This window comes from Chryseobacterium sp. A321 (genome assembly GCF_054489265.1).
This window is the reverse complement of sequence record NZ_JBTMWZ010000001.1, coordinates 1652487-1678797: the sequence shown is the minus strand read 5'-3', so window position 1 is coordinate 1678797 and position 26311 is coordinate 1652487. Positions and strand designations below refer to the sequence as shown.

22 protein-coding genes are annotated in these 26311 nt (G+C 41.2%); 14 read left to right on the top strand and 8 right to left on the bottom strand.

Going from position 1 to position 26311, the window contains the following annotated elements; genetic code table 11:
- Positions 1-3: 3 nt before the first annotated feature.
- The 6 genes from hisC to hisIE are packed head-to-tail and all read left to right on the top strand — an operon-like array spanning position 4 to position 4731.
- The gene (hisC, locus tag ACX3PZ_RS07875; RefSeq protein WP_459112439.1) at positions 4-1029 is read left to right on the top strand and encodes a histidinol-phosphate transaminase; all 1026 of its coding nucleotides are present in this window, start codon (positions 4-6) and stop codon (positions 1027-1029) included.
- Entirely contained in the window at positions 1022-2113 is a 1092-nt protein-coding gene (gene hisB, locus ACX3PZ_RS07870; RefSeq protein WP_459112438.1) for a bifunctional histidinol-phosphatase/imidazoleglycerol-phosphate dehydratase HisB, read from the top strand. Before hisC ends, hisB begins: the two co-directional genes overlap by 8 nt.
- On the top strand, positions 2110-2688 hold the full coding sequence (hisH, locus tag ACX3PZ_RS07865) for an imidazole glycerol phosphate synthase subunit HisH (RefSeq protein ID WP_459112437.1): 579 nt from the start codon (positions 2110-2112) through the stop codon (positions 2686-2688). Before hisB ends, hisH begins: the two co-directional genes overlap by 4 nt.
- Positions 2685-3398, top strand: coding sequence for a 1-(5-phosphoribosyl)-5-[(5-phosphoribosylamino)methylideneamino]imidazole-4-carboxamide isomerase (gene hisA / locus ACX3PZ_RS07860; RefSeq protein WP_459083922.1), 714 nt, complete (start codon positions 2685-2687; stop codon positions 3396-3398). The genes hisH and hisA overlap by 4 nt, the downstream gene beginning before the upstream one ends.
- A complete protein-coding gene (gene hisF / locus ACX3PZ_RS07855; protein ID WP_459112436.1) occupies positions 3392-4147 on the top strand; it encodes an imidazole glycerol phosphate synthase subunit HisF in 756 nt (251 codons plus the stop codon). The genes hisA and hisF overlap by 7 nt, the downstream gene beginning before the upstream one ends.
- The gene (gene hisIE, locus ACX3PZ_RS07850) at positions 4144-4731 is read left to right on the top strand and encodes a bifunctional phosphoribosyl-AMP cyclohydrolase/phosphoribosyl-ATP diphosphatase HisIE (protein WP_459112435.1); all 588 of its coding nucleotides are present in this window, start codon (positions 4144-4146) and stop codon (positions 4729-4731) included. The genes hisF and hisIE overlap by 4 nt, the downstream gene beginning before the upstream one ends.
- Positions 4732-4900: 169 nt before the next feature.
- Here the strand turns inward: hisIE and carB are convergent, their stop codons facing one another.
- From carB to ACX3PZ_RS07820, 6 genes are all read right to left on the bottom strand, one after another.
- Positions 4901-8080, bottom strand: a complete 3180-nt coding sequence (gene carB / locus ACX3PZ_RS07845; RefSeq protein ID WP_459112434.1) for a carbamoyl-phosphate synthase large subunit — start codon at positions 8078-8080, stop codon at positions 4901-4903.
- Positions 8081-8089: 9 nt separating this feature from the next.
- A complete protein-coding gene (carA, locus tag ACX3PZ_RS07840) occupies positions 8090-9172 on the bottom strand; it encodes a glutamine-hydrolyzing carbamoyl-phosphate synthase small subunit (RefSeq protein ID WP_459112433.1) in 1083 nt (360 codons plus the stop codon).
- 113 nt (positions 9173-9285) lie between these two features.
- The gene (locus tag ACX3PZ_RS07835) at positions 9286-10185 is read right to left on the bottom strand and encodes an aspartate carbamoyltransferase catalytic subunit (protein ID WP_459083917.1); all 900 of its coding nucleotides are present in this window, start codon (positions 10183-10185) and stop codon (positions 9286-9288) included.
- Positions 10186-10469: 284 nt separating this feature from the next.
- The gene (locus tag ACX3PZ_RS07830; RefSeq protein ID WP_459083916.1) at positions 10470-10688 is read right to left on the bottom strand and encodes a heavy-metal-associated domain-containing protein; all 219 of its coding nucleotides are present in this window, start codon (positions 10686-10688) and stop codon (positions 10470-10472) included.
- 54 nt (positions 10689-10742) lie between these two features.
- The gene (locus ACX3PZ_RS07825; protein ID WP_459112432.1) at positions 10743-13154 is read right to left on the bottom strand and encodes a heavy metal translocating P-type ATPase; all 2412 of its coding nucleotides are present in this window, start codon (positions 13152-13154) and stop codon (positions 10743-10745) included.
- A gap of 169 nt (positions 13155-13323) precedes the next feature.
- On the bottom strand, positions 13324-13887 hold the full coding sequence (locus ACX3PZ_RS07820; protein ID WP_459112431.1) for a helix-turn-helix domain-containing protein: 564 nt from the start codon (positions 13885-13887) through the stop codon (positions 13324-13326).
- 240 nt (positions 13888-14127) lie between these two features.
- On the opposite strand from ACX3PZ_RS07820, the gene acs reads away from it, so the two are divergent.
- The 3 genes from acs to nhaA all read left to right on the top strand — a co-directional run bounded on the left by acs (position 14128) and on the right by nhaA (position 19992).
- On the top strand, positions 14128-16035 hold the full coding sequence (acs, locus tag ACX3PZ_RS07815; RefSeq protein WP_459112430.1) for an acetate--CoA ligase: 1908 nt from the start codon (positions 14128-14130) through the stop codon (positions 16033-16035).
- A gap of 571 nt (positions 16036-16606) precedes the next feature.
- A complete protein-coding gene (locus tag ACX3PZ_RS07810) occupies positions 16607-18811 on the top strand; it encodes a RelA/SpoT family protein (RefSeq protein ID WP_459112429.1) in 2205 nt (734 codons plus the stop codon).
- Positions 18812-18825: 14 nt separating this feature from the next.
- Positions 18826-19992 (top strand): Na+/H+ antiporter NhaA, encoded by a 1167-nt coding sequence (nhaA, locus tag ACX3PZ_RS07805; RefSeq protein ID WP_459112428.1) that lies wholly within the window; start codon positions 18826-18828, stop codon positions 19990-19992.
- Positions 19993-20133: 141 nt separating this feature from the next.
- Here nhaA and ACX3PZ_RS07800 read toward each other — a convergent pair whose 3' ends face one another.
- Positions 20134-21186, bottom strand: a complete 1053-nt coding sequence (locus ACX3PZ_RS07800; protein WP_459112427.1) for a YihY/virulence factor BrkB family protein — start codon at positions 21184-21186, stop codon at positions 20134-20136.
- Between the two features lie 31 nt (positions 21187-21217).
- Between ACX3PZ_RS07800 and ACX3PZ_RS07795 the strand changes: the two genes are divergently transcribed.
- On the top strand, positions 21218-21691 hold the full coding sequence (locus ACX3PZ_RS07795; RefSeq protein WP_459112426.1) for a 23S rRNA (pseudouridine(1915)-N(3))-methyltransferase RlmH: 474 nt from the start codon (positions 21218-21220) through the stop codon (positions 21689-21691).
- A 245-nt stretch (positions 21692-21936) separates the two neighbouring features.
- Here the strand turns inward: ACX3PZ_RS07795 and ACX3PZ_RS07790 are convergent, their stop codons facing one another.
- Entirely contained in the window at positions 21937-22803 is an 867-nt protein-coding gene (locus ACX3PZ_RS07790) for an aldo/keto reductase (protein ID WP_459112425.1), read from the bottom strand.
- A 150-nt stretch (positions 22804-22953) separates the two neighbouring features.
- On the opposite strand from ACX3PZ_RS07790, the gene ACX3PZ_RS07785 reads away from it, so the two are divergent.
- The 4 genes from ACX3PZ_RS07785 (at position 22954) to ACX3PZ_RS07770 (ending at position 26253) form a co-directional block, all read left to right on the top strand.
- A complete protein-coding gene (locus ACX3PZ_RS07785; RefSeq protein ID WP_459083908.1) occupies positions 22954-23361 on the top strand; it encodes an acyl-CoA thioesterase in 408 nt (135 codons plus the stop codon).
- On the top strand, positions 23358-24038 hold the full coding sequence (locus ACX3PZ_RS07780; RefSeq protein ID WP_459112424.1) for an SIR2 family NAD-dependent protein deacylase: 681 nt from the start codon (positions 23358-23360) through the stop codon (positions 24036-24038). The genes ACX3PZ_RS07785 and ACX3PZ_RS07780 overlap by 4 nt, the downstream gene beginning before the upstream one ends.
- A gap of 264 nt (positions 24039-24302) precedes the next feature.
- Positions 24303-24962, top strand: a complete 660-nt coding sequence (locus ACX3PZ_RS07775) for a YggS family pyridoxal phosphate-dependent enzyme (RefSeq protein WP_459112423.1) — start codon at positions 24303-24305, stop codon at positions 24960-24962.
- Positions 24963-25068: 106 nt separating this feature from the next.
- Entirely contained in the window at positions 25069-26253 is a 1185-nt protein-coding gene (locus ACX3PZ_RS07770; RefSeq protein ID WP_459112422.1) for a sigma-54-dependent transcriptional regulator, read from the top strand.
- Positions 26254-26311 lie beyond the last annotated feature (58 nt).

The window sequence follows — 26311 nt, the reverse complement described above, 5'->3', positions numbered from 1 at the left end:
ACTATGGAAAATTTAATCAGAAAAAACATCCGTACTCTTGCTCCCTATTCAAGTGCGAGAGAGGATTACTCCGAAAAGCAAGGCGTTTTTCTGGATGCAAATGAAAATCCATTCGGCATTTACAACCGCTATCCAGATCCTTACCAAAGAGCATTAAAAGAGCGATTGTCAGAGATTAAAAACATTCCGTCCAAGCGAATCTTTATCGGAAACGGAAGCGATGAAATAATTGATATTGCTTTGCGTATTTTTTGCGAACCCAACCAGGACAAAGCCTTGACATTTACACCTACTTATGGCATGTATGAAGTTTCGGCAAATATCAATGCGGTGCAGCTCATCAAGCTTCCCTTGAACGAAGAATTTCAGATAGACAGAAAAACGATTGAACCTTGGTTATCAGATCCAAATTTGAAATTAATTTTTATCTGCTCGCCTAACAACCCCACAGGAAATCTCATCAATCCAACGGACATTGAATTTATTTTACAACAATTCAATGGAATTGTCATCCTTGATGAAGCTTATATCGATTTTTGCGATCAAGTTTCGTTTCTGGAAAAATTGAATCAATATCCTAATTTAATTATCAGCCAAACACTAAGCAAGGCATGGGGACTGGCAGGAATCCGCCTTGGGATTGCTTATATGAACGAACCTGTATTGTCCTATTTCAATAAAGTGAAAGCACCATACAATGTCAGTGCCATCAATCAGAAAATAGCGCTAGATGCGTTGACTAAATTGGAAGAATACGAGAAAAACAGAAGCGAAATTCTTAAAGCAAAATCCAACCTTTTAACGGAATTACAAGGAATAAAAATCATCTCTAAAATTTATCCCTCCGAGGCCAATTTTCTATTGGTTGAAGTAAACGATGCAAATGACGTGTATACTCAATTGATAAAAAAACAAATAATTACCCGAAACAGACATATCGCAATTCCAAACTGTCTTCGAATAACGGTTGGAGCCCAGGAGGAGAATCAAAAATTAATAACCGCTTTAAAACAAATCAGCAATGACTAAAAAAGTATTATTTATAGACCGAGATGGCACCCTCATCGAAGAGCCGGCAGATTTTCAGATTGACCGCTTTGAAAAATTGCAATTTTTACCGTTTGCTATTAGTTGTTTATCCAAAATAGCCCGGGAATTGGATTTCGAATTGGTAATGGTGAGCAATCAAGACGGTTTGGGAACGGATTCTTTTCCCGAAACCACCTTCTACCCTGTCCAGAATTTTATACTTCAAACTTTGAAAGATGAAGGTGTACTCTTTAAGGACGTCTATATTGACGCGTCGTTTGAATACGAAAACAAACCTACCCGAAAACCTCAAACGGGTATGCTTGGCAAGTATATTTACGGCAATTACGACCTGAGAAATTCCTTTGTAATCGGCGATAGAAAAACCGATGTGCAACTTGCAGAAAATCTTGGAACACAGTCCATCTTTATCAGTGAAAATACTGTGGTAGATGCCACCTTCACGACTACCGATTGGAATAAAATTTATAATTTTTTAAAAAATCAACCCCGAACCGGAAAAACTCAACGCAAAACTTCTGAAACGGACATTTCGGTTGAAGTAAATCTGGACGGAACAGGAAAATCCGCTATACAAACAGGATTGCCCTTTTTCGACCATATGTTGGAGCAGCTCTCCAAACACGGTAATTTGGATTTGAATATACAGGTAAAAGGAGATTTGGAAATAGACGAACACCACACAATAGAAGATACAGCCCTTGCTTTGGGAGATGCATTTTTGCAGGCATTAGGGAATAAGAAAGCAATAGAACGCTACGGATTTTTACTGCCTATGGATGATTGTTTGGCTCAGGTCGCAATTGATTTTGGTGGTCGTCCCTGGCTGGTGTGGGAAACGGAATTCAAACGAGAAAAAATAGGCGATTTGCCCACAGAAATGTTTTTTCATTTTTTCAAATCTTTCAGTGACCAGGCCCGGTGCAATCTGAACATAAAAGCAGAGGGAACCAACGAACATCACAAGATAGAATCCATTTTCAAAGCCTTTGCGAAAGCAATAAAAATGGCAGTAAGTAAGACAGAAAATTACCACATTCCTAGCACAAAAGGAACCCTATGATCGCTATTTTAAGATACAATGCAGGCAATACCACTTCGGTAGAAAACGCCATAAAAAGTTTGGGTTATAAACCCCTTGTAACCGATGATATTGCACTTTTGCAATCCGCCGAAAAAGTGATTTTTCCGGGCGTTGGAGAAGCGGGTTCCGCAATGAAATATTTAAGGGAAAGAGGTTTAGATGAAGTAATAAAAAATCTAAAACAACCTGTTTTGGGAATTTGCCTGGGCATGCAATTGTTGTGCGAGTTTTCAGAAGAAGGAAATACCGACGGATTGGGAATTTTCAAAACAAAGGTTCGAAAATTTCCTCCTGAAGATTTAGTCCCCCATATGGGTTGGAATAATTTCACCGCTGTCAAAAGAGAATTGTTTCAAGATATTTCGTCAGAAAACGATTGCTATTTTGTCCATCGTTTTTATGCCGAATTATGTTCACACACAGTGGCTACAACCCACTATATCTTACCCTTCAGTGCTGCTTTGCAAAAGGATAATTTTTATGCTACTCAATTTCATCCCGAAAAATCGGCCTCAACAGGGTTACAAATTTTAAAAAACTTTCTTGAATTATGAGAATTATTCCCGCTATAGATATAATTGACGGTAAATGTGTTCGACTGACTAGAGGCGATTACAATCAGCAAAAGATATACAATGAAAATCCGTTGGAAGTGGCCAGAATGTTTGAAGATTTTGGAATCAATTATTTACATCTGGTCGATTTGAATGGAGCAAAATCAGGGCAGATTGTCAATTACAAAACTTTGGAATTGCTGGCTGCAAAAACCAATCTGCAAATTGATTTCGGTGGTGGAATAAAATCTCTGAATGATGTTGAAACGGCCTTTAATGCGGGTGCTAAACAAATTACAGTGGGAAGCATTGCTGTCCAAAAACCCGAATGGATGATAGACTGGCTAGAACGCATTGGAGCCGATAAAATTATTCTGGGAGCGGATTGTAAAAATCGAAAAATAGCGACCCACGGCTGGCTAAGAAACAGCGAATTAGATGTTTTGACATTCATTACAGAATATGCAGAAAAAGGAGCAAAATACAGCATTGTAACGGATATAGACAAAGACGGGATGCTTTCCGGACCTGCTTGTGGATTGTACGAAGAAATTTTATCTGAAACTAAAATACAACTAATCGCAAGTGGTGGCATTACTACAATTCAAGACCTGATACAACTCAAAGAAATGGGGTGTGAAGGAGCGATCATAGGAAAAGCTATATATGAACAAACAATTCAATTAAAAGAAATATCGCAATTATGTTGAAGAAAAGAATCATTCCTTGTCTGGACATCAAAGACGGACGAACCGTAAAAGGCATCAACTTCGAAGCGATTCGGGATGCGGGTGACCCGATAGAACTGGCTCGGCGGTATGTGGAAGAAGGGGCTGATGAACTGGTGTTTTTAGATATCACTGCTACATTGGAAAAACGTAGAACACTTCTACAGCTGGTCAATCGCATTGCTTCGAAAATCAACATTCCGTTTACCGTCGGTGGAGGTATTAACAGTATAGAAGATGCAAAAATGATTATTGATGCAGGTGCCGATAAAATAAGTGTGAATTCGGCTGCGATTCTGAATCCTGAACTCATCAGTGAAATTGCCAATGAATTCGGAAATCAATGTGTGGTTTTGGCTATCGATACAAAATTTATTGATGGAAAATGGATTGTTTTCCGAAGCGGTGGAAAAATTGAAACCGGATGGAATGCGGTGAAATGGGCTCAAGAAGGTGTTAGACTTGGAGCAGGAGAAATCCTGCTTACTTCTATGAACAATGACGGTACAAAATCGGGTTTTGCGTTAAACATTACAAAACAAATCTCTGAAAGCGTCTCTGTACCCGTGATCGCTTCAGGAGGAGCAGGATGTATGCAAGATTTTGCAAATGTTTTAAACCACACAAAAGCCACAGGAGCTTTAGCCGCAAGTGTTTTTCATTACGGACAAATTTCCATTCCTGAACTCAAACAATTTTTAAACTCACAAAATATTCCGGTCAAATTATGAACATAGATTTTAACAAAGGCAACGGACTGATCCCTGTTATTATTCAAAATGCCATTAGCATGGAGGTATTGATGCTTGGTTTTATGAATCAAGAAGCATACAATCAAACGGTTGAAAAACGAAAAGTCACATTTTTCAGCCGAAGTAAAAACCGCTTATGGACGAAAGGAGAAACGTCTGGAAATTTTCTTGTCGTAGAAACCATCCGTTTGGATTGCGACCAGGATACCTTACTTATTATGGCAAATCCAATGGGACCTACTTGTCATACGGGCGATACATCTTGTTTCAACTCAGGATCTTCAAAAGGTTTTTTGTACCAACTGGAACAAACGATTCACAAAAGAATTGATAATAACGTAGAAACTTCTTATACCAACACATTGTACAAAAGAGGTATCAATAAGGTAGCTCAAAAAGTGGGTGAAGAAGCTGTAGAACTAGTGATAGAAGCAAAAGACGATAATGAGAAATTATTTAAAAACGAAGCAGCGGATTTATTGTATCATTTTTTGATTTTATTGAAAGCTAAAGATCTTTCCTTGGAAGAAATAGAACGTGTCTTGTCCGAAAGAAATAAATAAGACCCTTAATCCTAAATTCGCAAAAACGAAATAGGATCGTAATTTCTGAACTTTATAAATTCGGTCTTCAATGACCCTAATTTCTAGTTCAGTTTGAAATACTTTTTTCCTTTAAACGACACATCCCTCGCGAATGCGAAGGATGTGCTATTTATTATGAGGATACTTTTTACATAGGTTGCATCTTGAAACTCATACTCTCAATCACTTTGAGTATTGCCTCTACCGTGTCCATGGAAGTAAGACAAGGTACTCCATTCTCCACACTCATACGGCGAATCTGGAATCCATCTCGTTCGGCTTGTTTTCCTTTCGTGGTTGTATTCACTACGTATTGAACTTTTCCTTTTTGAATAAGGTCAATTAGGTTGACATCTTCCTGTCCAATTTTATAGCCTATTTTTACCGGGATACCGACTTCCTGAAAGTATTTTGCAGTCCCCTGAGTGGCCCAAATTCTAAAGCCTACTTCGTGGAAACGACGTGCAAAAACGGCCGCTTCTTCCTTGTGTTTGTCAGCTACTGTAAAGAGAATCGCGCCGTGAAGCGGAACACGTCGACCTGCTGCGATAAAGCCTTTGTAAAGTGCTTTTTCTAAAGTCGTGTCTTTCCCCATGACCTCCCCAGTAGATTTCATTTCAGGGCCTAATGAAGTATCAACCTTGGTTAACTTAGAAAAGGAGAAGACAGGAACTTTTACATACACTCCCTCTTTTGCCTCTACCAGTCCACTTTCGTAGCCCAGTGATTTTAAGCTCTCTCCAAGAATCACTTTGGTGGCTAAATTCGCCATAGGTACCTCTGTGATTTTTGACAAAAATGGTACGGTACGAGACGATCTTGGATTTACTTCGATGACGTAAACCTGATCTTCAAATAAGACGTACTGAACATTCATTAATCCAATGACGCCAAGACCTTTCGCTAAACGCTCAGTGTAATCAATCAATTGTGCCATGCACTTTTCGTTGATATTCTGCGGAGGATACACCGCAATGGAATCCCCAGAGTGAACTCCTGCGCGCTCAATATGCTCCATAATTCCTGGAATCACGACCGTTTCTCCGTCGCAAATGGCGTCTACCTCAACTTCTTTTCCGGTCATGTATTTATCGACCAAAACGGGATGTTCAGGACTGGCTTCTACCGCATTTTCCATATAGTGCGCTAGTTCCGTTTCGTTGTATACAATTTCCATCGCGCGTCCACCTAAAACGTAACTTGGACGCACTAAAACAGGATATCCAATCGAATCTGCGATTTCAATAGCTCCTTCTTTCGAAAAGGAGGTTCTTCCTTTGGGCATCGGAATGCCCATTTCCTGCAGTGCTTTTTCAAATTTATCCCGGTTCTCAGAACGGTCTAAGTCTTCTAAACTGGTTCCTAGAATTTGAACGCCATGACTTGCTAGTTTGTCCGCAAGGTTGATGGCGGTTTGTCCACCAAATTGAACAATGACCCCTTTGGGTTTTTCTAGCTCAATAATATTCATCACGTCTTCTTCGGTCAAAGGCTCAAAGTAGAGTTTGTCTGAGATCGAAAAATCGGTGGAAACCGTTTCCGGGTTGTTATTGATAATGATGGATTCGTACCCCATTTGCTTAATGGCCCATACACTGTGTACGGTCGCGTAATCAAACTCAACTCCTTGCCCAATACGGATAGGTCCAGAACCCAGTACAATGATTTTTTCTTTGCCGCTTCGTACACTTTCGTTTTCTTGTTCGTAGGTTCCGTAGAAATACGGAGTTTCGCTTTCAAATTCAGCTGCGCACGTATCTACCATTTTGTAGACCGGCATAAGTCCACTTCTTTTTCTAAACTCGAAAACTTCTCTTTGGGTGATTCCCCAGAGAAACGCAATGTTTTTATCCGAAAACCCTAATTTTTTTGCATCGGTTAAAACCTCAAGATCCATTTTGCTGCTGGAAATGGTCTTTTCAAAATCCACTAATTTTTTTAGCTTCCAAATGAAGAACGGATCAATTTTACTCCATTCTACAATTTGCATCCAGTCGTATCCACGTCTTAGCGCTTCACCGATGACAAAGAGTCTTTCGTCATCACATACTCGAATGCGTCTTTCAATATCTTCCGGCGTTAACTCCTGTGCTTGTTTTTGCTTAAGTCCTAAGTGGCGAATACCCGTCTCAAGAGAACGAATCGCTTTTTGAATACTTTCTTCAAAGGTTCTTCCGATTGCCATAACCTCCCCTGTAGCCTTCATTTGAGTAGAGAGACGACGGTCTGCCGTTTCGAATTTATCAAATGGGAACCTAGGAATTTTGGTCACCACGTAATCCAGTGCAGGTTCAAAACAGGCATAGGTTTTTCCAGTGACAGGGTTCATCATTTCATCTAAGGTTAATCCCACGGCAATCTTCGCTGCTAATTTCGCAATCGGATACCCGGTCGCTTTGCTGGCTAAAGCAGAAGAACGCGATACCCTCGGATTCACCTCAATGATATAATAGTTGAAGGAATGAGGATCTAAGGCCAATTGCACGTTACAGCCTCCTTCGATGCCAAGGGCACGAATAATTTTTAAAGAAGCATTTCGAAGCAGTTGATACTCTCTGTCGGATAGCGTTTGTGAAGGAGCCACTACGATACTATCGCCTGTATGGACTCCTACAGGATCAATGTTTTCCATGTTACAAACCACAATTGCATTGTCGTTTGCATCTCTCATCACCTCGTATTCAATTTCTTTAAATCCCGCAATCGAACGCTCAATTAAACATTGAGTTACTGGCGAATATTTAAGTCCTAATTCTGTGATTTCTTTTAATTGGGCTTCTGTATCTGCAATTCCTCCCCCGGTTCCTCCCATCGTAAAGGCAGGACGAACAATTACAGGATACCCTATTTTATTTGCAAACGAAATGGCTCCTTCTACGGTGGTGACAATGTCACTCTCTGGAACCGGCTCGTTTAACTCGTTCATTAATTCTCGGAAAAGATCTCTATCCTCTGCTTTGTTGATGGCAGAAAGTTTGGTTCCAAGAACCTCCACTTCACACTCTTCTAAGATTCCTGATTTTTCTAATTCAATCGCCATATTCAGACCAATTTGCCCTCCTAAGGTAGGAAGTAAGGCGTCCGGTCTTTCTTTGCGAATAATGTGACTTACAAAAGGAAGGGAAATAGGTTCAATGTATACTTTGTCCGCAATTTCCACATCGGTCATAATCGTAGCGGGATTGGAATTAATTAAAATTACGCGGTATCCCTCCTCCCTTAGTGCCAAACAGGCCTGGGTTCCTGCATAATCAAATTCTGCCGCTTGTCCAATAATAATCGGACCTGAGCCAATTACTAAAATCGTTTTTATATCCGTTCTCTTCATTTTCTTGTCTTAAGCTCTTTTCGTTGTAAACGCCTCCATTAGGCTGATAAATTCATCAAATAAATAATTTGCATCTTCTGGACCTGGACTGGCCTCTGGGTGATACTGTACCGAGAAACAAGGATATTCCGTGTGACGTACTCCTTCGTTTGTTCGGTCGTTTAAGGCCACGTGCGTTTCCACAAGGCCGGTTCCTTCCAAACTCGCAGAATCCACTGCGTATCCGTGGTTTTGAGAAGTAATTGCTACGGTGTTTCGTTCTAAATCCAGTACAGGATGGTTTGCTCCTCTGTGTCCGAATTTCAGCTTAAAGGTTTTGGCTCCACAAGCTAAAGAAATGAGCTGATGCCCTAGACAGATTCCAAAGATAGGCACCTTGCCTAAGAGTCCTTGAATCATCTCCTGCGCCCCCACCACGTCCTGGGGATCGCCAGGTCCATTGGTTAGCATCACTCCGTCGGGATGCAAAGCTAAAATTTCAGAAGCGGACGCGTTTTGATTCACCACAATAATATCGCAGTCTCTATGGGAGAGTTCTCGAATGATGCCAAGTTTCGCTCCAAAATCAACGACTACAACTCTAAAACCTCTACCTGGTGCCGCATAAGGTGTTTTTGTAGAAACCTGCTCCACTAATTTTTTTTCAATCTCAAGGGCCTTTAATTCCGCCACTATCTCGCTTTCATTGGCATCAAAGTTTGCAATTCGTCCTCTTAACGTTCCTTTGTCTCTGATGAGTCTTGTCAATTGTCGGGTGTCAATGCCTTGAATCCCAGAAATGTTTTTCGATTTTAAGAGCTCATCAAGCGACATTTGACTTCTAAAATTAGAAGGATAATCACAAAGCTCTTTGACCACCAAACCTTTGATTCCCGGTTCAATGCTTTCAAAATCGTCACGGTTGATTCCGTAATTCCCAATTAAAGGATATGTCATGGTCACAATCTGACCGCAATACGAAGGATCGGAAATTAATTCCTGATACCCCGTCATTCCTGTGTTAAACACCACTTCACCCTCGCTCAATAAATCCGCACCAAATCCAATGCCGTGAAAAACCTCGCCCGATTCTAATACTAATTTCTTTTTCATTCTCTTTTTTTAGCGCGTCTTTGGCAAGACTTGCTTTCTTTATTGTATGATTACTTTTCCTTTCTATCGCTTTGCTCTGCTTCTCTCTTCAGACCTTAGCACCTCTACCTTTTTTAGCTGTACGTTTCAAACTCAAATCCTTGCAATTCAAGCTCATGCTTTAAAATCGCCATGCGCGTATACACGCCGTTTTCAATTTGTTTGAAAATTCTTGATTTTTCGCTATCCACAAGTTCGCTTTCCATCTCCACTCCTCTATTCACAGGCCCAGGATGCATCACAATTGCATTGGGTTTCATAGCCTCCATGCGGGCTTTTGTGAGTCCGTATTTCGATAAGTACTCTGCATTTGAAATGGGATGTTTCGTCGTATGTCTCTCGTGTTGAATACGCAGCATAATTAACACATCGACTTCTGGAATTAAGTGATCAAAATTTCGGTACGTTCCGTTCATCATGGCTCCTTGGTCGAACCAATCTTCCGGTCCTGAAAAATGCACTTTTGCTCCCAATCGTCTAAGCGCTTCTGCATCAGAGTTTGCCACTCGAGAGTGCTTTACATCTCCAACAATTCCTACGGTGAGTCCTTCAAAACTTCCAAACTCTTGTTTGATCGTGACCAAATCCAATAGACCTTGGCTTGGATGATGGCCGGTTCCGTCCCCTGCGTTCACAATCCCGATTTCAATGGACTTTAAATCTTCGTAATAATTATCGTCTGGATGTCGGATCACAAGTAAATCAAGCCCTAAAGCTTTTAGAGTCTTCACTGTATCGAATAGCGTTTCTCCTTTGTTGAGTGAGCTGGTTTGAACCGCAAAAGGAATCACTTCCAGTCCTAGTTTGCGCTCGGCCATTTCAAAACTCACAACGGTTCGAGTACTGTTTTCAAAAAATAAGTTGGCCACAAAAATGGGCTGTTTTGCACGTATTTTCGTTCCCTTAGCAAATGCCAAGCTATCTTCAAGGATCCTCTCAATGGATTCTTTGCTGAGTTTTGAAAGTTTTATCATTTTGAATTAAAATTTCTCCTTAAAATTACAAAAAAAAACGAAGCCAAAAAGACTTCGTTCGTTATAAAAAATATGTTTCCTGAGGCATCCATGCCTCTTGATTTGCGATCAAAATGTAGCGTTTTACACATTGAGTGCAAAGATAGAAATTAATTTGAAAAGTAAAAAATTGTGAGGCGATAAATTTTCTTTCCCCCTCAATTTTTTCTATTTCTGTCTCCATCTCGTCTTAAAAAACTTCGGCCGCTGTGGGAAACGTGCACCCTTAAGGGGGGGGCTATCGCTTAAGAAATCGATTCTACTTCGAATCCTTTTGCTTTTACAATATCCATCACCTCCTTCTCAGTAATCCCACTCGATTCTACTGTAAGAATCTTGTCTGGATTCGAGGTATCTACATTCCATTTTTCAATCCCAGAGGCAGAGTCTAAATCGCCTTGCACTTTAGAGACGCACCCTCCACAATCTAAGGTGGTTTTAAATTTAAATTCTTTGTTTTCCATTGTTCAATTGATTTTATTAAAATTATTGTTGTTGTTGTTTGATTCTACAGGTATTTACTTTTTCCATTTTAGGCGCAAACTATTGCTTACTACACTTACGCTACTTAGCGCCATGGCAGCTCCTGCTAGCATAGGATTCAAAAGGAACCCATTGATAGGATATAAGATTCCTGCTGCAATTGGAATGCCAATAAGATTGTAGATAAAGGCCCAGAATAAGTTTTGCTTAATGGTAGCCACGGTTTGTTTCGAGAGTTTAATCGCCTGCGGAATTTTAAGGAGATCAGAAGAAATAATGGTCATTTTAGCCACATCCATTGCAATGTCAGATCCTTTCCCCATGGCAATACTTACGTCGGCCGTGGCAAGAGCGGTACTGTCATTAATTCCATCCCCAACCATGGCCACAGTTTTCCCTTCCCTTTGGAGTTTTTTCACAAAGTCCGCTTTGTCCTGCGGCATCACTTGAGCCTTGTAGTTTGCAATGCCGGTCTGCTGTGCAATGGCTTTTGCCGTCGCCTCGTTATCGCCTGTAAGCATATAGAGCTCAATGCCCATTTTGTTCAATTGCTCGATCGCCTGCACCGAGGTTTCTTTGATTTTATCTGCAATAGCCAGCACACCGAGCGCTTTATGCTCATCCGCAAACCAAATTACGCTTTGGGACTGCTTAGCCCACTTTTCCGCATGCTGCTCTAAAACAGGGCTCACTTCAATGGCATGGTCGGAAAGCAATTTTAAATTGCCCACGAAATAAGTCTGCTGCTCATAAAGTGCGCTCGCTCCTTGCCCCGTAATGCTTTCAAAACCGGAAACTTCGGCCTTTGGAACGCCTTCTAAATACTTTACGACCGCGTCCGCAAGAGGATGTTCAGACTGCTTCTCAAGACTTAGCAAAACGGATTTTTTGTCCTCTTGTCCTTCAAGCCATTCGGAGGCAGTTACCTGAGGTCTCCCCTCTGTAATGGTTCCTGTTTTGTCTAGTACGATGGCATTCACCTTTTTCGTAAGTTCAAGACTCTGGGCATCTTTTATTAAGATTCCATTTTCAGCTCCTTTTCCTACACCTACCATAATGGCAGTCGGCGTCGCGAGTCCAAGGGCACAAGGACAGGCAATCACAAGCACGGTGATCGCAGCAAGCAGCCCTTGGACCACTCCATTCTCACCTCCAAGTACGAGCCAGAATCCAAAGGTAAGTAGGGCAATTCCGATGACCACAGGTACAAAGACACTTGCGATTTTGTCAACCAACTTCTGCACGGGAGCTTTGCTTCCCTGCGCATCTTGTACGGTCTTAATAATATGAGCAAGCATCGTATCCTTCCCTACTTTTTGGGCTTTGAATTGAAAACTCCCTTTTTGGTTAATCGTTCCTGCGTATACGTTTTCATTCTCACTTTTTTGAACTGGGACGGGTTCTCCACTGAGCATACTTTCATCCACATAAGAACTGCCTAGCGATACAATTCCATCCACTGCAATTTTTTCGCCCGGCTTCACTAAAATTTCATCTCCTACTTTTACCTCTTCAATCGGTATTTCTCTCTGCGTTTTGTCTGAAGAAATCAAGGTCACGGATTTAGGCTGAAGACCCATCAAGTTTTTGATTGCACTAGACGTATTTCCTTTCGCTCTTTCTTCTAATAGTTTCCCTAGTAGGATAAAGGCAATAATAACGGCGGCCGCTTCAAAATACACGTGCGCCTCTAATCCGCGGCTCGTCCAAAACTCAGGAAAGAGCAGAGTGAATACACTAAACACGTAGGCAATTCCAGTACTCAGAGCCACAAGCGTATCCATATTCGCGGACCGGTGCTTCATTTGTTTCCAAGCGCCGATAAAGAAATCCCTACCGAGCCAAAGAACGACGGGCGTTGAAAACAGCCACATGATTTCGTTTCCATAAGGCATGTCCATATAAAACATCCCAATGATTACCACCGGTAAGGACAAAAGAACCGCCCAAAGGGTTTTTTGTTTTAAGGTTTTGTACTTTTTTTCCTGAATCTTCTCTAAAGTTTCATTCACCGAGGCCTCCTCTTCAATCAAAAGATCGTATCCTCCGTTTTGAAGTGCTTTTTTAAGCTTTAGAAGATCGGTCGTGCCTGGCAAATACTCTAACACCAAATTTCCGGTGCCATAATTCACGGAAGCATCCACCACTCCAGGTTGCATTTTTATAATGTTTTGCGCACTGCTGGCGCACGAAGCGCAGGTCATCTCTAGGACGGGAACCGTGGCCTTTACCGTAGTCACGCCGTATCCTAGGTCTTTGATCGCTTGCACCGCTCTTATGACCACCTCGTTATTTTCTGTCGTCAATACCGCTCGGCGGTTATTGAGTTCCACTTTATGACTCTCCACTCCTTTTACTTGGGAGAGTCCCTTGTCCACTATAAGAGCGCAGTGTTCACTATCTACGTCTTCAAGGGGAAGATAAATTAAGTCTTTATTCGTTGCCATTTCTATTCTAGGTTTTTATTACACTACAAAGTTGCGACTTCCCTAGCTAGGAAAGGTTGTAGTTTTGTGGAATTGAATTGTAAGATTTTTGAAATAGGAAGGCATAAATCTTTTAAAAACAAGCGTTTTAACCCTCTAATTCCTATGCACAGTCCCGCGCGCTTAGGCCCTAAAGAGAATCAAGTGATTTCCTTTGGTTTGTGGTCTGCTTTTTAAAATCACTGGGAGAGAGCCCTGTGATTTTCTTAAATTGATTGCTTAAATAAGCGACACTCGAATAATTCAGTTGATCTGCAATCTCACTTAAGGTTAGCTGATCGTAGACCAGTAACTCTTTTGCTCTTTCAATCTTTTGCGCAATAAAATACTTTTCAATCGTGGTTTTCTCTAGTTCAGAAAACAAATTAGAAAGGTAGCTATACTCATGGTGCAGCAGATCGCTTAAGTGATTGGACAAGTTGGTTTTTAACTCCGTTTGCTCCCTATGCACTAGCTTTATTATAAGAGTCTTAATGCTTTCTACAAGTTGCTTCTTTTTATCATCAATAAGTTCAAACCCTAAAGGCTTTAAAGAGGCCTCCAGAGCCAACTTCTGCTCTTTGCTTAAGTCTTTCTCTAGCTCGGCCTCGCCTAGTTTTACCTGCCTAGCTTTTAGCCCAAGTTTATCCAGTTCGCTTTGCACCACTAAGATGCAGCGATCGCATACCATGTTTTTAATAAAAATCTGAGCCATAAGAAAGGGGTCTAGACAAGTAGCAAAAGTACAACTATCTTTTCCGATTCGGAAATTTCCTTCTAAGGATTCTAGGCAATGACCCATGCCGCCCAAAGGAAACTCCCTCTATTTTCTCCCCAAGGTCTTTTCCCACTTCTCTTTTTTTATCAAATTTTCCATTTGAAACTTCGCTCGAACTAAAAATAATGGTAATTTTAAAAATCAAATGAAATTGTATTCAAACTTTAAAATAATAAAATGAAGAATTTTTATATCGACGATCTCCCCGATTATTTCAAACAGTACAAGAAATCCATTAAAAATCCGAAAAAATTCTGGGATCAAGTTGCAGACGAAGGCTTTGTTTGGTACCAGCGTTGGACCAAGGTTCTTGAATTTGACATGGAAAAAGCAAAAATCAAGTGGTTTAAAAATGCGAAATTAAACATCACGAAAAATTGCATTGATAGGCACTTGCAAGAAAGAGGGGATAAAACGGCGATTTTATTTGAACCCAATGACCCTAGCGAAGAAGCTCAGCATATTTCCTATAAGGAACTGCATCAGCGGGTCTGCAAAATGGCGAATGTTCTAAAGGAGCAAGGGGTCGAAAAAGGAGACCGAGTTTGCATCTACCTTCCTATGATTCCTGAACTTGCCGTGACCATGCTTGCCTGCGCGAGACTGGGCGCTGTTCATTCCGTTATTTTTGCTGGATTTTCGGATTCAGCGCTATCCTCCCGAATGAACGACTGCGAAGCGAAACTACTGGTTTGTTCCGACGGGAGTTTTCGAGGGTCCAAATCCATTGATTTAAAAGGAATTGTGGACAAAGCGCTCGAAAAATCTCCGGGAGTCCATAAAGTGCTCGTCGTAAAGAGAACCGGCACAGAAGTGAATATGAAAGAAGGACGAGATTTATGGCTCGAGCCGCTGTACAAGGAGGCCTCTAGTGATTTTGTTTCTAGAATTATGGACGCGGAGGACCCGCTCTTCATTTTATACACCTCCGGTTCCACCGGCAAACCTAAAGGAATGCTTCATACGACCGCGGGCTATATGGTTTACACGGGATACACTTTCAAAAATGTGTTCAACTACAAGGAAAATGACGTGTATTGGTGTACGGCGGATATCGGTTGGATTACTGGACATTCCTACATACTCTACGGCCCCCTTTCTTGTGGAGCCACCACAGTACTGTTCGAAGGAGTCCCTACATACCCAGAGCCAGACCGTTTCTGGGAAGTCATTGAAAAGCATAAAGTAACTCAGTTCTATACGGCGCCTACGGCCATTCGTTCGCTAGCGAAGGAAAGCACGGACTGGGTGGAAAAGCATGACCTAAGTTCACTGCGTGTGATTGGATCCGTCGGAGAACCGATTAACGATGAAGCATGGCATTGGTACAACGACCACGTAGGAAACAAAAAATGCCCTATAGTCGATACATGGTGGCAAACGGAAACGGGAGGAATCATGATCTCTCCTATTCCTTTTGTTACGCCCACCAAACCTACCTATGCAACCCTACCTCTTCCTGGGATACAGCCGGTGTTAATGGATGAGAAAAGAAATGAAATTACAGGCAACCAAGTAGATGGAAACCTTTGCATACGTTTTCCATGGCCCGGCATTGCGCGCACCATTTGGAAAGACCATAAAAGGTATGTAGAAACTTACTTTTCTGCCTTTCCGGGCAAGTATTTCACAGGAGATGGCGCCCTAAGGGACGAAACAGGCTACTACCGAATTACAGGGCGTGTAGACGACGTGATTATTGTCTCCGGACATAATTTAGGAACCGCTCCGATTGAAGCAAGCATTAACCAACACCCCGCCGTGGCAGAATCAGCCATCGCAGGCTATCCTCATGAGATCAAAGGCAGCGGACTTTACGCCTTCGTGACTCTAAAAGAAAGTGGTGAATCCCGAGACCGAGAAAATCTCAAAAAAGAAATCAACATGCTCATCTCAGACACGGTCGGACCGATTGCGAAGCTTGATAAAATACAATTTGTCTCCTCGCTTCCCAAAACAAGATCCGGAAAGATTATGCGGCGTATTTTGCGCAAAATCGCGGAGGGAGAACAAAGCAACTTTGGGGATATTTCTACTCTTCTAAATCCAGAAGTGGTCGAAGAGATTAAGAACGAAAAAGTGTAGACTTAAGCTCTATGGTTTGGAGTGAAGAAAAAATACCTTAGAAAAACCCTTTAAAACCCTTGCTAACTACGCTTCTTTATAGATGTTTACAAATTGTTGCAGCTTTAAAAAAGACAATTTTAGCCCTATAAATTGTCTTTCGTTGAGAGAATAACACTTTCCATAGGACTTCTTGTAAAGGATCAGGACTAAAATTACGATTTCATTATTATAGATACCGAATATTATTAATTATTTGTTAATTCTATTAGAAACTGTTAAAACTTTCCATTTTTGGCCGTAGTTTTGCAACGATTTAAAAGAACATACGTTAAAGATCCAAATAACAGTGTTTTTCTTATCAAATTAAATTTTTTCAATACGGTCCACTTGCGTGCAAGTGGACTTTTTTGCTTTTAGTCCCCAGCTTCTTTTGCTTTTTTCTATTCTCAGATTTCTGTTGGGTTTCTAGGCGAATGCGATTCCTTAGTCCTGCTCTTTTGGTTCACATACGAATGAGGCTCTAGTCTCTTTATTTTGTTGGAGTTCTACTGTTTTTTTTCTACATTCGTAGGGTTAAAGAACTGCGCAGATGATATACGACCTAGAACAAGAAAACAAAGAAATTCTGGCCCGCTATAAGGACTTAATTTCCAATACATACCGAACTCTTGACGAGGAGCAGAACAAGCTAATTCGTCGTGCATTTGATCTCGCACTGGATGCCCACAAAGACCAACGTAGAAAATCGGGAGAACCCTATATCTACCATCCGATTGAGGTGGCAAAGATTGTTGCCAACGAAATCGGACTTGGGGCCACCTCCATTGCGTGCGCCCTGCTTCATGATGTGGTAGAAGATTCAGATTACACGTATGAAGATTTAGAAAAGAGATTTGGAAAGAAAATTGCGGACATCGTAAACGGTCTGACCAAAATCTCTGTGATGAACCATCAGAACATCTCGATTCAATCAGAGAACTATAGAAAATTACTTTTAACCCTCTCGCAGGACTTTCGAGTAATTCTTATTAAGATTGCGGACCGCCTTCACAACATGCGAACCTTAGAGAGCATGGCGCCAGACAAACAAAAAAAGATTGCCTCCGAAACCGTCTATATTTATGCGCCTCTAGCCCACCGTTTAGGGTTTTATAATTTGAAAGGTGAATTAGAAGATCTTTCTCTCAAATACAACAATCCCGAGGTTTATAACGAAATCACAGAAAAACTGGAACTCGCAAAAGAAAACCGGGAAAAGTACGTTGAAGAATTTAAAAAGGAAGTCTCTGAGCGTCTTGGCGAAGAAGGACTCAATTTCACAATCAAAGGACGAGCGAAAGCCATCTCTTCCATCTACAGAAAGATGCTCAAGCAGGGCGTTCCCTTTGAAGAAGTATTTGACAATTACGCCATTCGCATTATTTACAAATCCGATGCGAAAAACGAAAAATTCCTCGCCTGGAAAATCTACTCGATTGTCACAGACCTCTACCACAGCAATCCCCTTCGAATGCGGGATTGGATTACAAGGCCTCGTTCCACAGGGTATGAAAGTTTACACCTCACCGTTCTAGGTCCAGACAAAAAATGGATTGAAGTTCAAATTCGAAGCGAGCGCATGGATGAGATTGCGGAGAAAGGCGTCGCTGCGCATTACCGTTACAAGGAAGGCTTTAAGAACAATTCAGACGATCAGAATTTTGAACGTTGGGTCAGTGAAATTAGAGAAGTCCTTGAACAGCAACAAAACTTAAGTACGACCGAACTTCTTGACAACATCAAACTAAATCTTTATTCAAAAGAAGTTTTTGTCTTTACTCCAAAAGGGGAAATTAAGATTTTACCGGTCGGTTCCACGGCCTTAGATTTTGCATTTTCCGTTCACTCGGATTTGGGAACCAAATGCCTGGGTGCAAAAATCAATGGAAAATTAGTTCCGATCTCCCATGTGCTTCAAAACGGGGATCAGGTGGATATTCTTTCCTCCCAAAACCAGAAACCAAAACTGGACTGGTTAGAGTTCGTGGTCACCTCGAAAGCGAAAAGCAAAATCAAAGCGTATTTAAATTCTCAAAAAAGCAGCGCCGTTACCGAGGGAAAAGAAATGCTACAACGCAAGCTTCGGCATGCTAAACTTCCATTCAACGACGAAGAAATTAACAAAATGCAGAAGTACTTCAACTTAAAGACTTCTCAGGAACTTTTCCTTGGCTTTCAAGAAGGCACTCTCGATACAGGAGATTTACGCAAGTACATCGAGAGTAAAAACGTATTTAACAACTTAATCAATCGCTTCCGGAAATCTCCGACCAAAAACGAAGAATTCGAGGAGCATGGCAATAGCAATTTAGATTTGATTGTCTTTGGAAAAGACGAAGAGAAACTCAACTATAGCTTTGCCAAATGCTGCAACGTCATTCCAGGGGATAAAATTTTTGGTTTTATCACCATCTCTGAAGGCATCAAGGTTCACAGCGACAATTGTCCCAATGCCATTAACCTACGAGCCCAATACGATTACCGCGTCATGCCCGCCAAATGGGTCAATGAAGAAAGCTTCAAGAACCGAGTCAAAATTGAAATTGAAGGTCTGGACCGCCTAGGAATGATTAATGACATTACACAGGTCATTAGTAACTCCATGGCCATGGACATGAAAAGCATGACCATATCTTCCAATAATGGGCTCTTTACAGGAACCATTAATCTCGAGGTAAGGAACCGAAGTCAGCTAGAAGAAACCTTTAAGCAATTAAAAAACATAAACGGAATCAGTCGTGTGAAGCGGCTTTAACTTAATAAATATTCATGAAAATTACCCAGTATTTTAAAAACTTTCTCCAGCACAATCAATCCTCTGGAATCCTTCTTCTCTTTTGCGTCTTCCTCTCGCTCATGATTGCGAATTCCTCGCTAGGCCCTGCCTTTGAAGACCTACTCAATTATCAATTGGGCCCCTATTCCATCAGCATGTGGATTAACGACGGACTTATGGCTGTATTCTTTCTCGTGGTGGGGCTAGAGATCAAGCGTGAGATTGTGGAAGGAGAATTATCCAGTTTCAAAAATGCCTCCCTTCCTATTGTGGCCGCCTTAGGGGGTATGATTGTTCCGGCATTCATTTACCTTCTCTTTAATGCAGGTACAGACACGCAGAACGGATGGGCCATTCCGATGGCCACGGACATTGCCTTCTCTTTAGCGATTATCTCCCTACTTGGAAAAAGCGTACCGACTTCTATCAAAATATTCTTAGCTGCACTCGCTATTGTAGATGACCTAGGGGCTATCGTCGTGATTGCTCTTTTCTACACGGAACAACTGCACCTAAATTACCTTTTGATTTGCCTTGGAATCACAATCTTGCTTGTCTTATTAAACTACTTCAAAGTAAAAAAACATGTCTTCTATCTGATCCCTGGAATCTTCTTATGGTACTGCATGCACCATTCGGGTATCCATGCGACTATCGCAGGGGTTATTTTAGCCTTTACCATTCCTACGAACGCTTCAGAAACGGAAATATCGCCTTTGGAAAAACTGGAAGGAAAACTTCATTTGCCGGTTAGTTTTATCATTATGCCTTTGTTCGCACTGGCCAATGTGAACATCGCACTTGAATCCGGCATGGTCGATGGACTGTTCACCAACTTTGGCTATGGAATTGTCCTTGGACTCTTTGTAGGTAAGGTGGTTGGAATCAATCTCTTCTCCTATATTGCTATAAAACTTAAACTCAGTAGCCTTCCTGATAAAAGCACCTGGTCTCAAATGATTGGGACGGGGCTTCTCGCAGGAATTGGATTCACCATGTCCATCTTCATCGCCCTACTCTCTTTCAAAGGGCATCCTGAACTTCAACAAGAAGCAAAATTCGCAATCCTTATTGCCTCTGCAATTTCGGGGTTAACGGGGTATATGATCTTAAAATCCGTTGGAAAGAAGCGAGCCAAAAAAGAACTCGAATCCGCCTAAGTAGCTAGTCTAATACTAACAACAGACAAAAAGTCATTCTGAACCGAGATTTAGAATGACTTTTTGCTTTTCGTCTACTATACCTACTGAATTAAAAGTGAGCTTAGAAAAGGATTCACTCTCTAAAAGGGTTTTAAACATTTAAGAGGGTAAGTTTGGACCCTGCGGGTCTTTTTCCCCCTCACTTTCTTTAGAATCGGAAATAAGGTCAATTTGGTGTTCACTTGAAGCTTCCACTTCAGGCTCATTTTGAGGGGAAAAGTTCTCTGCTTCTTTTAGGAGTTCGTCAGAGACTAATTTCTCTAAGCGAATGCGGCGAATGGCTAAGTTTAATTCGTTTCCAAACAAAAGCAAATAAACATTCACATTCACCCACACCATAAGTAAAATCATGGTGCCGATCGACCCATACAGCACATTGTAACGTGCGAAATTTCTTGCATAAATAGCAAAAAGGTATGTAGTGAGAATAAAAAGAATGGTGGTTAGAATGGCCCCGGGAATGGCCTGGCGAAACCTTGTCAATTTCACAGTGCCGAGCCAGTAAAAAAGGGCCAAAAGAACAAAGTAAAATAGCGGAAACGAAATAAGACCAATAATTGCTGATAGGTTTTGCACAAACCACGAAATCGCATATTCGGGCGTAAAAAGCTTTAAGACGACCTCAGAGTAATAGATTCCGAAAATGGCTAGTAACATCACACTGATAAACCCAATGGTAATGGCAAAGGCCAATAGAAACTCCTTTACGTCGCTCAACTTCTCCTTGGTCTGTTCGTTAAACCCGTCAATCAGGGCAAAGGTGCCGTTGGTGGCAAAGACAAGTGCTAAAAGAATCGTGATGTTACTGATACTCGAGGTGTTGGGAATAATGTTCTGTTCGATGTAAGTTACCACATCCCCTTCAATACGTCCAGGGAAAATCTTTTGCATCAAAATCTCAAAAATGTAAAATTGCAATTTATCGTAGTGAGGCAAATAAGGAAGTATGGACAGCAAAAACAAAATGAAGGGAAATAAGGAAAATACGAAGTTCCAAGAAATGGCTGCCGACTTCCTTCCAATTTGGTTTTTAAAGATTCCCTCAATGTAAATCTCAAACATTTTGTAAAGCGACACTCCTAGAAAAGGAATATGAATTCCTTCAAAGAAATCCTGGATTTTTCTGATGAATTTCGGAATTTTTACGCTCATTAAGGGTATATTTGTGCGACAAAGATAAGAAATGCGAATTAATATTCTCTCCATTGGAAAGACACAAGAAAAAGAAATTGACGCTTTAATTACCTATTATCTGAAACGATTGCCAAGGCATTGGAATACCGAATTTATTGAAATTCCCGATGTAAAAAACACGAAGAATTTAAGTGTCGAACTTTTAAAGAAACAAGAAGAAAAGCTACTTCTCGAGCACATGGAACCTGGCGATTTAGTCGTTTTGCTTGACGAGAAAGGCAAACAGTACACCTCGCGAGAGTTTGCTACAAAACTTGACGATTGGATGGGCAGCTCTGTGAAGAAAATTCATCTGGTCATTGGAGGCGCCTACGGCTTCTCCCCAGGTCTCTACGATAGAGCCAATGAAAAAATGGCTCTTTCCAAAATGACTTTTACGCATCAAATGGTAAGACTGTTTTTAATCGAACAGCTCTACCGAGCGGACCAAATTCAAAAAGGCAAACCCTATCATAACGATTAGGCCTTTCCTCCTACTAAAGGAGAGTGTTAATTAGCGTTAAATCAGGGCACTTAGTTTTAATTTTGTGTTAAATCAGCTCCTAAGGCCCTAATTTCTACGAGTTTGTCATAGGATTTGCTAGTACTTACACGAGTTAATAAATGAGATAATTGCTAAACAAAATTTTAGAATTCACTAAAATAGTTTTCATGATTTTTTTTGAGTCCGGCTCTATCCAAAAGGTAGAGCCGGATTTTTGTTTTAGACTACAAAACTCTTCTTCCCCGAGAGGCTTCTAAAAGAATAAACCAATCCTCGTCGCTGAGCGTTAGATTCAGCGAACTGGCTAGCTTTTGAATAGACTCGACTTTGGAGCTACCTACAATTGGGATAATTCCGGCTGGAGATTTTCTCAGAAAACTAAGTAAGTGCTCGGCCTCACTAGCCCCGTATTTTTCCGACAGAGAAATAAGTACGGCACGAATGCGCTGCGATTTTTCATCGTCACTCGAAAAATAACTTCCCAGTGGGCTCCATGCTGTAGGCTGTAGCCCTAGGGCTTGCTGCTGAAGGATGCGCCCATCAAAGAAGGCATCACTCTGGGTAAGAGAAATTTCAATTTGGTTGGTACAAAGTTCGGGGAAGCATTTCGATAAGAAATCAAATTCTAAGGTTGAGAAATTACTCACTCCAAAATTAAGAACTTTTCCACTAGATCGAAGAAGAGAAAAGGCCGCTGCAACTTCCTCAGGATCCATTAAGGGAGAGGGTCTGTGCAGTAAGAACAAATCCAAATATTCTGTTTTCAAATCCTTTAAGCTCTGCTCTACACACTGGATAAGATAGTCTTTGGAAAGATCGTAAGCCTTCACTTCATAGGGTCTTGCCCCACCCTTGTATTTAATGCCTCCTTTGGAAATAAGCTGATACGATTCACGGGGCAAATTCATTTCCCCTAGCGCCTTGCCAAAAGACTCTTCCCAAGTATATCCCCCATAAATATCTGCGGAATCAAAAGTATACAATCCTAAATCTAGACACGACTCGATCAAAGTTTGAATCTCTGGCTTGGGGTGGCTAACTCCCCAAGAACTCCAACGCATCGTGCCAACAATAAGTGGTGAAAACTTCATTTTAAATTTTTTCCAAATTTAGGAAAGTTTAGAGAAGTGCCTACACTAAAACCCAAAGCTAACTTCGACTTCTTTTTAAATAATTCTCTTTTGCCTTGTAAAGCCTAGGTAAGTTCAAATTATTCCCCTTAAATTTGTGAAAAAGTACTTATGAACTACCACACTAGAAAATGGATTAAACCGGAGGATTTAAACCCCAACCATACGCTTTTCGGGGGAAGACTCTTGCAGTGGATTGACGAGGAGGCCGCACTTTATGCCATTGTCCAACTTGAAACACCTCGCTGCGTCACAAAATACATTTCAGAGATCAATTTCATTAGTTCCGCAAAACAAGGGGATATTATTGAAATCGGTATTGAAGCCACGGAATTTGGGAACACCTCCATTACGCTTCATTGCGAAGTGAGAAACATGATGACTCGCCAGACCATTATTACCATTGAAAAACTTATTTTTGTGGGTGTGGACCAGGAGGGAAAACCCACTAGGCATGGGAAAACTCAGATTGAATTTATTGCAGAGCGTTTAAAAAACAGAGGAGAAATCGAGTTGTGAAAAAACTAGTGGTATTAAGCGGAGCCGGCATCTCGCAGCAAAGCGGACTTCAAACTTTCCGAGACTCTGACGGGCTTTGGGAGAACTTTCGGATTGAAGAGATTGCAACGCCAGAGGCCTTTGCAAGAGATCCTCAGAAAGTTCTTGATTTTTACAATATGCGGCGCTCGCAATTAAAGAACGCAAAGCCCAATCGGGCGCATGAAATCCTTTTTGAACTAGAATCTTTTTTTGAGGTTCAGATTATTACTCAGAATGTGGACGATTTGCACGAGCGCGCTGGATCCACAAGCGTTCTGCATTTGCATGGTGAACTCTCGAAAGTACGTTCAACCGACAACCTTTTACCACTCTACCCTTGGGTGGAGGACTTAAAGCTTGGGGATACGGATGAATTTGGCTCCCAACTTCGTCCTCACATTGTTTGGTTTGGGGAAGAAGTTCCTGCTATGGATGAGGCTATACGGCTCGTTCAAAATGCGGATATTTGTCTTATCATTGGCACTTCGCTACAGGTCTATCCTGCAGCAGGCCTTCTTTTAGAACTTCGAAACAGAACTCCCCTTTATCGAATTGATCCGCAAGAAAAGCAGTCGATCGGAAGAAACCACATCCATATAGAGAAGGATGCTATCGAAGGGATGATTCATTTTCAAGAAGTACTTACTACAATCTAGGCTGAACTTAGGGAAGAACGTAAAGCCGAAGAGTCCGAAGCGTGTGCTGCAATTACAAACAATGAATCTGTTTAATTGAACTAACAGAGAAAAAAACCTTAAAAAAACAAAGCCCTAACAAAGCAGGAACATGACCGTATTAACGGTGCTACTCCTAAGTTTCCTATCTTTAGGAAATGGATAATAATTTTGTATTTTTGCTTTTGTTGCAAAGGGCCTTTTGCCCTTTCCCAAAAGCAATTCCTTTTTCTTAATCTTTTCACTATGTCTATTGAAGCTAATTTTCAAAATGTAAAACGCAATATCCCAGAGGGAGTGACTCTTGCGGCAGTCTCGAAAACCCATCCGATTGAGCCTATTAAAGAGCTTTACTCTTTAGGACAACGGATCTTTGCAGAAAACAAAGTTCAAGAACTTGTCGAAAAACAGCCTCTTTTGCCCTCAGATATTCAGTGGCATTTGATCGGACACTTGCAAACGAACAAAGTAAAATTCGTCGTGCCTTTCGTAGACACCATTCAGAGTGTTGATTCTGAAAAAGTACTTCGAGAAATAAACAAGCAGGCCGAAAAAATAGACCGAAAAATAAAGGTTTTGCTTCAAGTGAAAATTGCCCAAGAGGATACCAAATACGGTCTCGAGGTCAATGAAACCAAAGAACTTTTAGCCCAGTGGAAAAATGGAGAGTTTCCATTTGTGGAGATAAAAGGCTTAATGGGCATGGCCTCTTTTGTCGAGGATCAAAACCAAGTGAAGCAAGAATTTCAATTCTTAAAGCATCTTTACGATAGCCTCAGTCTCTATTATCCGTTTAATACGCTTTCCATGGGCATGAGTGGAGATTATCCCTTAGCCATCGAATGCGGTGCTACCCTAGTAAGAGTGGGGTCTGCCCTGTTTGGTGCGAGAGATTATTCGCTTTAGCTGCTTTTAAAAATCCCTTTTGAAAGAAGGGTTCAAAGGGAAACGTTTTTGTAAGAACTTCGTTCAAAATTTTATATCCTCAAATTATAAATGTAAATTTGCCTTTATGCAAAAAATCCTCATAGTCGAAGACGAAAAAGCCATCGCAGGCGTACTTCAAAATATACTTTCGGACGAATTACCCAATTTCGAGATTTCCGTTGCGCAAGATGGTCTCGAAGGCTATAAATTGATCGAAAAAGACGATTATGCGTTAGTAATTTCTGACATCAAAATGCCTAAGCTCTCGGGTACAGAGCTTTTAAAGCAGGCTTTAATCCTAAAGCCGGAATCTACATTCGTAATGATTTCAGGACATGCGGATATTGACGTCGCAGTGGATTGCTTAAAGGACGGCGCTTACGATTTCATCTCAAAGCCGATTGATATCAATCGCCTTATCACGAGCGTGAAAAACGCATTAGACAAGGAGAAACTCTTCAAAGAGAACAAAACCCTTCAGAAAGAAAACGTAACCTTAAAGAAAAAGGTTAATAAAAAATACCAAATGATCGGTCAGAGCCAAGGATTAAAGAAGATCCAAGACATGATCGACAAAGTCGCAACTTCGGATGCGCGCGTACTCATTACAGGTCCAAACGGAGCAGGGAAAGAATTAGTCGCTCATGCGATTCATGCGCAAAGTGAACGCAGCAGAGGCCCAATGATTGAAGTGAATTGCGCCGCAATTCCTTCCGAATTAATTGAAAGCGAACTTTTTGGTCATGTGAAAGGATCCTTTACAGGAGCCATCAAGGACAAACAGGGGAAGTTTGAATTAGCCAATAACGGAACCATCTTCTTAGATGAAATTGGGGACATGAGTTTAATTGCCCAGGCAAAAGTGCTTCGTGCTTTGCAAGAAAGCAAAGTATCCCCAGTAGGAAGTGATAAGGAAGTGAAAGTCGATGTGCGTGTGCTTGCCGCTACCAACAAAGACATGCAAAAAGAAATTGAAGCCGGACGCTTTAGAGAAGACCTTTACCACCGTCTCTCTGTGATTGAAATTTATGTTCCACCCCTTGACGAGAGAAAAGAAGACATTCAACTTCTTGTGGAGCATTTCTCTAAATTAATCGGAGATGAAAACGGGGTTCCGATTCATCAGTTCGATTCCAAAGCGATCAAAGCCCTAGAAGCCTTCTCGTGGACTGGAAACATTAGGGAACTGAGGAACGTCGTTGAGCGTTTAATCATTTTAGGAAACAATCCTGTGACTGCTGAGGACGTGAGTGCTTTTGTACGAAAGTAAACGAGCGCCTTCAAAACTTAAAAGAGAGTCACTTAAACGTTAAGTGACTCTCCTTTTT